Genomic DNA, 12,229 nt, shown 5'->3' on the forward strand with positions numbered 1-12,229 from the left:
TGACAGGGGAAACACGTGAAAGACTTACTCAAGTTTTTGAAGGCTCAGACCAAGACCGAAGAGTTTGACAGTATTAAGATCGGTCTGGCCTCTCCTGACATGATCCGCTCCTGGTCATTCGGTGAAGTCAAAAAGCCTGAGACCATCAACTACCGGACTTTCAAGCCGGAACGTGATGGTCTGTTCTGCGCCCGTATCTTCGGACCGGTGAAGGACTACGAGTGTCTGTGCGGCAAGTACAAGCGCCTGAAACACCGTGGTGTGATCTGCGAGAAGTGCGGCGTAGAAGTGACCCAGACCAAGGTCCGTCGCGAGCGCATGGGCCACATCGAGCTGGCCAGCCCGACTGCCCACATCTGGTTCCTGAAGTCCCTGCCGTCCCGTATCGGTCTGCTGCTGGACATGACCCTGCGTGACATCGAGCGCGTGCTGTATTTCGAATCCTATGTAGTGATCGAACCCGGCATGACCAACCTCGAGCGCAGCCAGATGCTGTCCGAAGAGAACTATCTGGACGCGCTGGAAGAGTGGGGCGACGAATTCGACGCCAAGATGGGTGCCGAGGCAATCCTTGCATTGCTGCGTGCCATCGATCTGGAAGGTGAAGTCAAGACCATGCGCGAGGAGCTGGAACAGACCAACTCCGAGACCAAGCGCAAGAAGACCACCAAGCGTCTGAAGCTGATGGAAGCCTTCCTGCAGTCCGGCAACAAGCCGGAGTGGATGATCATGACAGTGCTGCCTGTGCTGCCGCCGGACCTGCGTCCGCTGGTACCGCTGGACGGCGGCCGTTTCGCGACTTCCGATCTGAACGATCTGTACCGTCGCGTGATCAACCGTAACAACCGCCTGAAGCGTCTGCTGGACCTGGCCGCCCCGGACATCATCGTGCGCAACGAAAAGCGTATGCTGCAAGAGTCCGTGGATGCCCTGCTGGATAACGGCCGTCGTGGTCGTGCCATCACAGGTTCCAACAAGCGCCCGCTGAAATCCTTGGCCGACATGATCAAGGGTAAGCAGGGTCGTTTCCGTCAGAACTTGCTGGGTAAACGTGTCGACTACTCCGGTCGTTCCGTTATCACCGTAGGTCCGACCCTGCGTCTGCATCAGTGCGGCCTGCCGAAGAAGATGGCGCTGGAGCTGTTCAAGCCCTTCATCTACGGCAAGCTGGAATCCCGCGGTCTGGCGACCACTATCAAGGCCGCCAAGAAGATGGTGGAACGCGAAGAAGCCGTCGTTTGGGACATCCTGGACGAAGTGATCCGCGAACACCCTGTGCTGCTGAACCGCGCACCGACCCTGCACCGTCTGGGTATCCAGGCGTTCGAACCGACCCTGATCGAAGGTAAAGCCATCCAGCTGCACCCGCTGGTCTGTGCCGCCTATAACGCCGACTTCGATGGTGACCAGATGGCGGTCCACGTACCGCTGACCCTGGAAGCCCAGCTCGAAGCACGCGCCCTGATGATGTCCACCAACAACATCCTGTCGCCTGCTTCCGGTGAGCCGATCATCGTTCCTTCCCAGGACGTGGTCTTGGGTCTGTACTACATGACCCGTGCCCGTATCAACGCCAAGGGCGAAGGTATGGTGCTGGCCGGCCCGAAAGAAGCCGAGAAGGTGTATCGCGCCGGTCTGGCCGATCTGCATGCTCGCGTGAAAGTGCGTATCACCGAATACCTGCGTCAGGCAGATGATTCCCTGGTCGCGCACACCGAGCTGAAGAACACCACCGTTGGTCGTGCGATCCTGAGCCTGATCCTGCCGAAAGGCATGGAATACGCGCTGATCGACGAGCCCAAGGTGCTGACCGCTGCCGAAGAAGCGGATCTGGCTGCCAATCCGCAGAACTGGATCAAGTGCGTCTCCAACAAGGCGCTGGGCAAGAAGCTCATCTCTCGTCTGCTGAACACCTGCTATCGCAAGCAGGGCCTGAAGGACACCGTCATCTTCGCTGACCAGCTGATGTATACCGGTTTCCATTATGCGGCCCTGTCCGGTGCTTCCGTTGGTATCGATGACATGGTCATCCCGGATGCCAAGAAAGACATCGTTGCTGCTGCCGAAGCCGAAGTTGCCGAGATCCAGGACCAGTTCCTGTCCGGTTTGGTGACTGCGGGCGAACGCTACAACAAGGTTATCGATATCTGGGCCAGCGCGAACGATCGCGTCTCCAAGGCCATGATGGATAACCTCTCCAAGGAGCGGAACGTCAACTCCTTAGGGGAAGAGGAAGAGCAAGCCTCGTTCAACAGCATCTTCATGATGGCCGACTCTGGTGCACGGGGTTCCGCCGCCCAGATCCGTCAGCTGGCCGGTATGCGTGGCCTGATGGCCAAGCCGGATGGCTCCATCATCGAAACGCCGATCGTGGCGAACTTCCGTGAAGGTCTGAACGTACTGCAGTACTTCATCTCCACTCACGGTGCTCGTAAAGGTCTGGCGGATACCGCACTGAAGACGGCGAACTCCGGTTACCTGACCCGTCGTCTGGTTGACGTGGCACAGGACATGGTGATCACCGAGGACGATTGCGGTACTACCGAAGGTCTGTGGATGACTCCGCTGATCGAGGGTGGTGACGTGGTCGAGCCGCTGCGTGAGCGCGTGCTGGGCCGTGTGGTCGCCGAAGACGTGATCAAGCCGGGTACCGAAGAAGAAGTGCTGGTAGCGCGTAACACTCTGCTCGACGAGTATCTGTGTGACCTGCTGGAGCGCAACTCCGTCGACCGCGTGAAGGTACGTTCTGCCATCACCTGTGAGACCGACTTCGGTAACTGTGCTCACTGCTACGGCCGTGATCTGGCCCGTGGTCATCTGGTGAACAAGGGTGAGGCTGTCGGTGTTATCGCCGCCCAGTCCATCGGTGAACCGGGTACCCAGCTGACGATGCGTACCTTCCACATCGGTGGTGCCGCATCCCGAGCTGCTGCCGAGAGCAGCATCCAGGTCAAGAACACCGGTAGCATCAAGCTGCAGAACGCCAAGTTCGTTACCAACAGTGCCGACAAGCTGGTTATCACCTCCCGTTCTACCGAACTGACCATCATGGACGAGATGGGCCGTACCAAGGAAAGCCACAAGCTGCCTTACGGTTCCGTGTTGGAAGTGAAGGATGGCCAGGCCGTGAGCACCGGTGACACCGTCGCCAACTGGGATCCGCACACTCACCCGATCATCACCGAAGTAGCAGGTCGTCTGGACTTCGAGCACATGATCGAAGGCGTGACCATCACTCGTCAGACCGACGAGCTGACCGGTCTCTCCTCTATCGTCGTGCTGGATGTCAACGAGCGTCCGAGTGCCGGTAAAGAGATGCGTCCGACCGTGAAACTGGTCGACCTGAACGGTAAGGATGTCATGATCCCGGGTACCGATGTAGCCGCCCAGTACTTCCTGCCGGGCAAGGCGATCGTGAACCTGGAAGATGGTGCCAACGTGGGTGTGGGTGACGCGGTTGCGCGTATCCCGCAAGAATCCAGCGGTACCAAGGACATCACCGGTGGTCTGCCGCGCGTTGCGGATCTGTTCGAAGCACGTCAACCGAAGGAACCGGCTATCCTGGCCGAGATCTCCGGTACCATCTCCTTCGGGAAAGAGACCAAGGGCAAACGCCGTCTGGTCATCACCCCGACCGACGGTGGCGACATCTACGAAGAGATGATTCCGAAGTGGCGTCACCTTAATGTGTTCGAAGGTGAAAAAGTTGAGAAGGGTGAAGTGCTGGCGGACGGTCCTGAGTCTGCTCACGACATCCTGCGTCTGCGCGGTATCAGCCCGGTCGCCAACTACATCGCCAACGAAGTGCAGGACGTTTACCGTCTGCAAGGCGTTAAGATCAACGACAAGCACATCGAAGTCATCGTTCGTCAGATGCTGCGTAAGTGCGAGATCCTGAGCGCTGGCGACACCGACCTGATCGAAGGCGAGCAGGTTGAAGTGGCCCGTGTGAAGATTGCCAACCGTAAGCTGGTTGCCGAAGGTAAGACTCCGGCCACCTACCGTCACATCCTGATGGGTATTACCAAGGCATCTCTGAGCACCGAGTCCTTCATCTCCGCGGCTTCCTTCCAGGAAACCACCCGGGTTCTGACCGAAGCGGCCGTTGGCGGCAAGCGTGATGAACTGCGTGGCCTGAAAGAGAACGTAATCGTGGGTCGTCTGATCCCGGCTGGTACCGGCTTTGCCTACCACCACACCCGGATCAACCAGCGTGCCGCCGCAGCTCGTGCTGTCGGTGTGCCGCAGGTGACTGCCGATGAGGCTCAGCAAAATCTGGCGGATCTGCTCAACGCAGCCGGCAGTTTTGACGAAGAGTAATCTTCCGCTGCAGTGATGAGAAAGGGCCCCTTGAAGGGGCCCTTTTTTTGTCTGCGGCAGGGTAAAATCCCTGCACCGGGCTGGGGCAGGGGATGATCCAGTGCAAGCTTATAGAGCAAAAAATCAAAAAAAGTTGACATTGATCCCCCGCAATTGAAAACTCGGGAAAGTTGAATGGTTATTACAGGGGTAGAACATGGCGGTCGGTATCGAGGAGGTGCTGCTTCCCGAAGAGCAGCTGAGCGGTCGCGCTTTTACAGACGAAGACAGGGAGTTGTTGCGCTCTTATGAGGGCCTCATCGAGGGTCTGGCCGAACTGTTCGGCAAGCACTGCGAAGTGGTGCTGCACTCCCTGGAGAATTTGCACGAGTCGGTGATCAAGATAGCGAACGGCTTCAACACGGGCCGGACTCTGGGGGCACCGATCACCGATCTGGCCCTGCGGATGCTGAAAGACATCGAGAGTACGGGCCAGGATTACACCCAGAGTTACTTCGCCCGCAGCCGTACCGGCGCCCTGATGAAGTCGAGCACCATCGCCATCCGCAATGGCGACAAGCAGGTGATCGGCCTTATCTGCATCAACTTGCACATCAATGCGCCCTTCCACGAGTTCGTGGCCGAATTCTTCCCGACGCCGCAGCAAGTGGAGCGTCAGTCGCCGGAGACCTTCGCCAACAGCGTTGAAGAGCTGGTCGCCCAGACGGTGGACAACACCATCGACGAGATCAACCGCGATCCGTCCGTGGCGAACAATGCCAAGAACCGTTTTATCGTGACCCAGCTGTTCGAGAAGGGCATATTTGACATCAAGGATTCGATCAACCTGGTCGCCGACAAGCTGAATATTTCCAAACATACCGTGTATCTCTATATCCGACAGCGCAAGCAGGGTGAAGAAGAGAGCGAATAAGCGCCATAGAAGGGGATAGATAAGAATGGCTAAAGAAGTGATTGCAACCGACAAGGCTCCCGCCGCGATTGGCCCCTATGTACAGGCCACCAAGCTGGGTGAGCTGGTCTTTACCTCCGGGCAGATCCCGCTCGATCCCGCCACCATGGATATCGTAGCCGGTGGCATCGAGGCGCAGGCCGAGCAGGTGATGAAGAACCTGGTTGCAGTATTGAAGGCGGCCGGTGCCGATACTGGCAAGGTTCTCAAGACCACCTGCTTCCTGAGCGACATGAACAACTTCGTGGCCTTCAATCAGGTGTATGCCCGCTACTTCGGTGAAGCCGCACCAGCACGCTCCTGCGTGGAAGTGGCGCGTCTGCCCAAGGATGTATTGGTCGAAGTCGAAGCCATCGCCTACGTCTGATCCAGGGTGACAGGAAGAGCCCCTCTCTGGAGGGGCTTTTTCGTCTTTGGGGTAGAATGGATGAAAACCTGCGCAGGAGCCCGGATATGAGTCTGAGTTTTGCCCTGCTGGTGACCGGGTCCGCCTATGGCACCCAGACGGCCAGCACCGCCTATCGTTTTGCCCTGAGCCTCATCGACCAGGGTCATCGCCTGTCTCACCTGTTCTTCTATCAGGATGGGGTTCATAACGGCAGCAGCTTGCATGCCCCTGCCTCCGACGAGACCGACTTGGTGGCGCTGTGGCGTGAGCTGGCGCTGGCGCAAGGCATCGCCATCGATGTGTGTGTCGCGGCCGCCATGCGGCGCGGTGTGCTCGATGAAACCGAGGCGAAAGGGGTCGGCAAGACCCAGTTCAACCTGCAGGCCCCGTTTCGCCTGAGTGGATTGGGGCAGCTGGCCGAGGCCAGCCTGACCGCAGATCGCTTCGTCCAGTTCTAGGGAGGCTCGATGAGCAAGATTGCCTTTATCTGTCGACGGGGTCCCCACGGCACGGCGAATGGTCGGGAAGGCCTTGATGCCTTGCTGGCGACCTCGGCATTGACCGAATCTCTGGCCCTGTTCCTGATCGGGGACGGGGTGTTGCAACTGGTCAGGGAGCAGTCACCACAGGGGATATTGCAGCGCCACTACGCGCCGACCTTCAAGATGTTGGAACTGTACGATATCGAAGAGGTCTATGTCTGTGCGGCGTCCCTGGCAGAGCGGGGCCTGACAGCCTCGGCTCTGCTGATCCCCGTGACGGTTTTGTCACCTGCCGAGATCCGCCATCAGTGGAACGGTTGTACAACCCACATCAGCTTCTGAGGTCCCCATGATACAGCTGGTATTGAACTCTCCCTTCCTGAGCCAGGATCTGGAGCAGGCGCTGCGTTATCGGGATGCCGAGGATGTGTTGGTGCTGATGCAGGACGCCGTGGTGGCGGCAACAGCCCCGCAATGGTGCGCGCGTTTGGTCGGGATCCCGCTCTATGTGATGGAAGAAGACCTGAAGGCGCGGGGATTGCAGGGCCGGATCGGGATGGAACTCGATATGCTCGGCCTGATCAGGCTGATCGCCGAGCAGGGATCGCCACAGACCTGGGCTGGCTAGTTTCTATTTTTACTCGGTAGCTCAGATGGTTACCACACTCCTGTCAGGATGTCATTTGCCCTTTGGCCGTACGAATTGTATAAATCTTGACTCCCCAGACAACAGGGCATAAAATTTCGCGTCCCCGTATCTGCGGGGAGGATTTTTCACACGTTTATGAAGTCATTATCAGGAGCCTTTTGATGGCAACTATTAACCAGTTGGTTCGCAAGCCACGCATCAAGCTCGTTGTAAAAAGCAACGTGCCGGCGCTGGAAGCGTGCCCTCAGAAGCGTGGCGTATGCACTCGTGTATATACCACCACCCCGAAGAAGCCTAACTCTGCACTGCGTAAAGTGTGCCGTGTACGTCTGACCAACGGCTTCGAAGTCACCTCCTACATCGGCGGTGAAGGTCACAACCTGCAGGAACACTCCGTTGTTCTGATCCGTGGCGGTCGTGTCAAGGATTTGCCAGGTGTTCGTTATCACACCGTTCGTGGTGCGTTGGACTGTGCCGGTGTTAAAGACCGTAAGCAGGCTCGCTCCAAGTATGGCGTGAAGCGTCCTAAAGCTTAATGGTTCTCCGTTAAGTAAGGCCAAACGTTAATTCGTTTCTAGTTAGATAACTTTCTAGTTTTGGGTAATCCCTGAAGTTACGGAGAATTTGAAATGCCAAGACGTCGTGTTGTTGGTCAGCGTAAAATCCTGCCGGATCCTAAGTTCGGATCAGAGCTGCTGGCTAAATTTGTCAACGTAGTAATGGTTGACGGTAAGAAATCTGTTGCAGAAGCCATCGTATATGGCGCCCTGGACATCATTGCCACCAAATCTGGCAAAGAGCACCTGGCCCTGTTCGAAGTCGCTCTGGACAACATCCGTCCGTCCGTCGAGGTTAAATCTCGTCGTGTCGGTGGTGCAACTTATCAGGTACCGGTAGAAGTTCGTCCGGTCCGTCGCAATGCCCTGGCAATGCGCTGGTTGGTTGATGCCGCTCGTAAACGTGGTGAAAAATCAATGGCTCAGCGTTTGGCTGGCGAGCTGCTGGATGCCGCTGACAATAAGGGTTCGTCTGTCAAGAAACGTGAAGACGTTCACCGTATGGCTGAAGCGAACAAGGCCTTCGCTCACTTCCGCTGGTAATCCGCTTGCGCAGGGTCTTTTGGCTCTGCGCACCTTCAGTTATCTAGGGGCACGCTCCTAGTAAGAGGATGACAATGGCTCGTACAACCCCCATTGAGCGTTATCGTAACATCGGTATCTCTGCTCACATCGACGCCGGTAAGACTACCACTACCGAGCGCGTTCTGTTTTATACCGGTGTAAGTCACAAGATCGGTGAAGTTCACGATGGCGCCGCCACCATGGACTGGATGGAACAGGAACAAGAGCGTGGTATCACTATCACCTCCGCCGCGACCACCGCATTCTGGTCCGGTATGGGCAAACAGTTCCAACCGCACCGTATCAACATCATCGATACCCCGGGCCACGTTGACTTTACTATCGAAGTAGAGCGTTCAATGCGTGTTCTGGACGGTGCCGTGATGGTGTACTGTGCCGTAGGTGGCGTACAGCCACAGTCTGAGACCGTATGGCGTCAGGCTAACAAGTACAAGGTTCCCCGTATCGCGTTCGTCAACAAGATGGACCGTACTGGCGCCAACTATCTGCGCTGCGTTGAGCACATCAAGACCCGCCTGAAAGGTAACCCGGTTCCGCTGCAACTGAACATCGGTTCAGAAGAGAACTTCAAGGGCGTTATCGATCTGGTCAAGATGAAAGCCATCAACTGGAGCGAAGCTGACCAGGGCGTATCCTTCGATTACGAAGACGTCCCGGCCGAGCTGCTGGAACAAGCGCAAGAAATGCGCATGACCCTGGTTGAAGCCGCTGCCGAAGCGTCTGAAGACCTGATGGAAAAATACCTGGGTGGTGAAGAACTGACCGAGGAAGAGATCAAGAAAGCTCTTCGTCTGCGTGTTCTGAACAACGAAATCATCCTGGTTACCTGTGGCTCCGCGTTCAAGAACAAGGGCGTACAGGCCATGCTGGATGCCGTGGTTGACTATCTGCCGGCTCCGACCGACGTAGCCGCCATCGACGGTCTGAAGCTGGACGGCGTCACCAAAGACGAGCGTCATGCTTCTGATGAAGAGCCGTTCTCTGCTCTGGCATTCAAGATTGCTACCGACCCGTTCGTAGGCAACCTGACCTTCTTCCGCGTCTACTCCGGTGTAGTTAACTCCGGTGACTCCGTGCTGAACTCTGTCAAAGAGAAGCGCGAGCGTTTTGGCCGTATCGTTCAGATGCACGCCAACAAGCGTGAAGAGATCAAAGAAGTTCGCGCAGGTGATATCGCTGCCGCCATCGGTCTGAAAGACGTGACCACTGGTGACACCCTGTGTGACGAAAAATCACCGATCATCCTCGAGCGTATGGAATTCCCGGAGCCGGTAATCTCCATCGCGGTTGAGCCGAAAACCAAGGCTGACCAAGAGAAGATGGGTCTGGCACTCGGCCGTCTGGCGCAGGAAGATCCGTCTTTCCGCGTATGGACTGACGAAGAATCTGGCCAAACCATCATCGCCGGTATGGGTGAGCTGCACCTGGACATCATCGTTGACCGTATGCGTCGCGAGTTCAAGGTTGAAGCGAACGTAGGTAAGCCGCAGGTTGCCTACCGTGAAACCATTCGTGAAACCGTCAAGGATATCGAAGGTAAGCACGCCAAGCAGTCTGGTGGTCGTGGTCAGTACGGTCACGTCATCATCGACATGTACCCGCTGGAAGCCGGCAAAGCCTATGAGTTCGTTAACGACATCAAGGGCGGCGTGATTCCTGGTGAATACATCCCGGGCGTTGACAAGGGTATCCGTGAGCAGCTGAAATCCGGCCCGCTGGCAGGCTATCCGGTAATGGATCTGGGCGTGCGTCTGCACTACGGTTCTTACCACGATGTCGACTCCTCCGAACTGGCGTTCAAGATCGCAGCTTCCCTGGCCTTCAAGGCTGGTTACATGAAGGCAAGCCCGGTCCTGCTCGAGCCGATCATGAAGGTCGAAGTCGAAACTCCGGAAGATTACATGGGCGACGTTATCGGTGACTTGAACCGTCGTCGTGGCCTGATCGAAGGTATGGAAGACGGCCCGTCCGGCAAGATCGTACGCGCCCTGGTGCCGCTGGCCGAGATGTTCGGTTATGCGACCGCCCTGCGTTCCGCTACCCAAGGTCGTGCTTCCTACGCTATGGAATTTGCTAAGTACTCCGACGCCCCGAACAACGTGGCTCAGGCAGTCATCGAAGAGCGCAAATCCAAGTAATTTATGATTCCCCGCTTACGACGGTAGGCGGGTTTAACCTAGAAGGACTACGTCGTGTCTAAAGAAAAATTTGAGCGTAACAAACCGCACGTAAACGTCGGCACCATCGGCCACGTTGACCACGGTAAAACCACCCTGACCGCCGCCATCACCAACGTGCTGGCCAAGCACTTCGGTGGTAAAGCTTTCGCCTTCGACCAGATCGACAAGGCGCCGGAAGAGCGTGAGCGTGGTATCACCATCAACACCTCCCACGTAGAATACGACACTGCTGCCCGCCACTACGCCCACGTAGATTGCCCGGGTCACGCCGACTACGTTAAGAACATGATCACCGGTGCTGCCCAGATGGACGGCGCGATCCTGGTTGTTGCAGCGACTGACGGCCCGATGCCGCAAACTCGTGAGCACATCCTGCTGGGTCGTCAGGTTGGTATCCCGTACATGATCGTATTCATGAACAAGTGCGACATGGTCGACGACGAAGAGCTGCTCGAGCTGGTCGAAATGGAAGTGCGTGAACTGCTGACCGAATACGACTTCCCGGGTGATGACCTGCCGGTCGTTCGTGGTTCCGCCCTGAAAGCACTGGAAGGCGACGCTGCTTGGGAAGAGAAGATCATCGAGCTGGCTAACCACCTGGATACCTACATCCCGGAGCCGGAGCGTGCAATCGACCTGCCGTTCCTGATGCCTATCGAAGACGTCTTCTCCATCGCTGGCCGTGGTACCGTCGTTACCGGTCGTGTAGAGCGCGGCATCGTCAAGGTTGGTGAGTCTGTAGAAATCGTCGGTATCAAAGATACCGTGACCACCACCTGTACCGGTGTTGAAATGTTCCGCAAACTGCTGGACGAAGGTCGTGCCGGTGAGAACGTTGGCGCGCTGCTGCGTGGCGTGAAGCGTGAAGACGTAGAGCGTGGTCAAGTACTGGCCAAGCCGGGCTCCATCAAGCCGCACACCAAGTTCGAATCTGAAGTGTACGTGCTGTCCAAAGAAGAAGGTGGTCGTCATACTCCGTTCTTCAAGGGCTACCGTCCTCAGTTCTACTTCCGTACTACCGACGTGACCGGTACCATCGAACTGCCGGAAGGCGTTGAAATGGTAATGCCAGGCGACAACATCAAAATGGTTGTTACCCTGATAGCGCCGATCGCGATGGACGACGGCCTGCGTTTCGCTATCCGTGAAGGTGGCCGTACCGTAGGTGCTGGTGTTGTAGCTAGCGTAATCGCTTAATCGATTCGTTATATGCACACATAAAGGGGTGGCTTCGGCCACCCCTTTTACTTTTTGGGCTTTATATGGCCTGTGAGATACTGTGCGAAACATTGATAGAGGTAGTCCCCGTGAGCAAGCCCGCCATTTTTCTGGATCGTGATGGTGTCATCAACGAAGACACCGGCTATGTCAGCCAGGTCGATGACTTCCACTTCCTGCCTGGTGTCATCGAAGCCCTGCAATTGTTGAAGAAGAAAGGTTACCTGCTGGTTGTGGTCACCAATCAGTCGGGCATCGCCCGCGGTTATTTCAGTGAAGATGACTTCATTAATCTGACCGAGTGGATGGACTGGTCGCTGGCCGATCGGGATGTGGATCTGGATGGCATCTACTTCTGTCCCCATCACCCGGATCACGGCTTGCCCTGTGATTGCCGTAAGCCTGGACCTGGCATGTTGTTGCTGGCACAACAGGAGCTGGGTATCGACATGAGTCGTTCCTATATGGTGGGTGACAAACCTTCCGACTTGAAAGCGGCAGCCAATGCCAAGGTCGGTCATAAAGTCATGGTGCGTACCGGCAAGCCGATCACCGATGCTGGTATCGCATTGGCCGATGCCATCCATGACAATCTGCAGGATTTTGCTATCTCGGTGCCTGCAGCAGGCTGATTTCGTGCGCTTAATATGCAGTTTGGTGGCTTTGTAAGCTAACGGTCGACGAAAGCCATCTTTTTGCAATTAAGCACTTGCCAGAACGTTTCAACTCCCTATAATGCGCCTCCATCGACAGGGCAAGCGGCAACGCAGCTAAGCCAGTCGGTGCCTCGAAAAGCCTCTGAAAATAAGGCTTGACTCGAGAAGGCGGTTGAGTAGAATGCCACTCCCGCAGCAGCCAAAAGCTGCGTCGCTCTTTAACAATTTGAATCAAGCAATCT

The 12,229-nt window shown here is 56.5% G+C and carries 12 protein-coding genes; 11 read left to right on the plus strand and 1 reads right to left on the minus strand.

From position 1 onward, the window contains the following. Nucleotides 1-15: 15 nt before the first annotated feature. The 11 genes from rpoC to gmhB all read left to right on the plus strand — a co-directional run bounded on the left by rpoC (nucleotide 16) and on the right by gmhB (nucleotide 11,963). Entirely contained in the window at nucleotides 16-4,320 is a 4,305-nt protein-coding gene (gene rpoC / locus MM194_RS12815; protein WP_241343748.1) for a DNA-directed RNA polymerase subunit beta', read from the plus strand. Nucleotides 4,321-4,516: 196 nt separating this feature from the next. Further along, complete coding sequence (locus MM194_RS12820; protein ID WP_033129797.1) at nucleotides 4,517-5,233, plus strand: transcriptional regulator; 717 nt, start codon at nucleotides 4,517-4,519, stop codon at nucleotides 5,231-5,233. A 25-nt stretch (nucleotides 5,234-5,258) separates the two neighbouring features. Continuing rightward, complete coding sequence (locus tag MM194_RS12825) at nucleotides 5,259-5,639, plus strand: RidA family protein (RefSeq protein ID WP_033129798.1); 381 nt, start codon at nucleotides 5,259-5,261, stop codon at nucleotides 5,637-5,639. Nucleotides 5,640-5,725: 86 nt separating this feature from the next. After that, nucleotides 5,726-6,118, plus strand: coding sequence for a sulfurtransferase complex subunit TusD (tusD, locus tag MM194_RS12830; RefSeq protein WP_241343749.1), 393 nt, complete (start codon nucleotides 5,726-5,728; stop codon nucleotides 6,116-6,118). A gap of 9 nt (nucleotides 6,119-6,127) precedes the next feature. Continuing rightward, nucleotides 6,128-6,484, plus strand: coding sequence for a sulfurtransferase complex subunit TusC (gene tusC / locus MM194_RS12835; RefSeq protein ID WP_033129800.1), 357 nt, complete (start codon nucleotides 6,128-6,130; stop codon nucleotides 6,482-6,484). 7 nt (nucleotides 6,485-6,491) lie between these two features. Beyond that, nucleotides 6,492-6,770, plus strand: coding sequence for a sulfurtransferase complex subunit TusB (tusB, locus tag MM194_RS12840; protein ID WP_241343750.1), 279 nt, complete (start codon nucleotides 6,492-6,494; stop codon nucleotides 6,768-6,770). Nucleotides 6,771-6,952: 182 nt separating this feature from the next. Then, a complete protein-coding gene (gene rpsL, locus MM194_RS12845) occupies nucleotides 6,953-7,327 on the plus strand; it encodes a 30S ribosomal protein S12 (protein WP_005306278.1) in 375 nt (124 codons plus the stop codon). Between the two features lie 93 nt (nucleotides 7,328-7,420). Continuing rightward, a complete protein-coding gene (rpsG, locus tag MM194_RS12850) occupies nucleotides 7,421-7,891 on the plus strand; it encodes a 30S ribosomal protein S7 (protein ID WP_033129801.1) in 471 nt (156 codons plus the stop codon). Between the two features lie 74 nt (nucleotides 7,892-7,965). Continuing rightward, nucleotides 7,966-10,071 carry an elongation factor G gene (gene fusA / locus MM194_RS12855; protein WP_241343751.1) on the plus strand — a complete coding sequence of 702 codons (2,106 nt, stop codon included), beginning with the start codon at nucleotides 7,966-7,968 and terminating at the stop codon, nucleotides 10,069-10,071. 54 nt (nucleotides 10,072-10,125) lie between these two features. Continuing rightward, nucleotides 10,126-11,310 carry an elongation factor Tu gene (gene tuf / locus MM194_RS12860; protein WP_033130105.1) on the plus strand — a complete coding sequence of 395 codons (1,185 nt, stop codon included), beginning with the start codon at nucleotides 10,126-10,128 and terminating at the stop codon, nucleotides 11,308-11,310. 110 nt (nucleotides 11,311-11,420) lie between these two features. Then, nucleotides 11,421-11,963, plus strand: coding sequence for a D-glycero-beta-D-manno-heptose 1,7-bisphosphate 7-phosphatase (gene gmhB, locus MM194_RS12865; protein ID WP_241343752.1), 543 nt, complete (start codon nucleotides 11,421-11,423; stop codon nucleotides 11,961-11,963). A gap of 10 nt (nucleotides 11,964-11,973) precedes the next feature. Here gmhB and MM194_RS12870 read toward each other — a convergent pair. Further along, the coding region (locus MM194_RS12870) for a hypothetical protein (RefSeq protein WP_241343753.1) at nucleotides 11,974-12,229 on the minus strand (256 nt) is incomplete at its 5' end.

This window comes from Aeromonas sp. MR16 (assembly GCF_022549315.1).
GTDB lineage: Bacteria > Pseudomonadota > Gammaproteobacteria > Enterobacterales > Aeromonadaceae > Aeromonas > Aeromonas aquatica.

Bases quoted from the DNA above. Each gene is read 5' to 3' on its own strand.
- MM194_RS12820 (WP_033129797.1), top strand. From the start codon at position 4,517: ATGGCGGTCGGTATCGAGGAGGTGCTGCTTCCCGAAGAGCAGCTGAGC.
- MM194_RS12825 (WP_033129798.1), top strand. From the start codon at position 5,259: ATGGCTAAAGAAGTGATTGCAACCGACAAGGCTCCCGCCGCGATTGGC.
- tusD (WP_241343749.1), top strand. From the start codon at position 5,726: ATGAGTCTGAGTTTTGCCCTGCTGGTGACCGGGTCCGCCTATGGCACC.
- tusC (WP_033129800.1), top strand. From the start codon at position 6,128: ATGAGCAAGATTGCCTTTATCTGTCGACGGGGTCCCCACGGCACGGCG.
- tusB (WP_241343750.1), top strand. From the start codon at position 6,492: ATGATACAGCTGGTATTGAACTCTCCCTTCCTGAGCCAGGATCTGGAG.
- rpsL (WP_005306278.1), top strand. From the start codon at position 6,953: ATGGCAACTATTAACCAGTTGGTTCGCAAGCCACGCATCAAGCTCGTT.
- rpsG (WP_033129801.1), top strand. From the start codon at position 7,421: ATGCCAAGACGTCGTGTTGTTGGTCAGCGTAAAATCCTGCCGGATCCT.
- fusA (WP_241343751.1), top strand. From the start codon at position 7,966: ATGGCTCGTACAACCCCCATTGAGCGTTATCGTAACATCGGTATCTCT.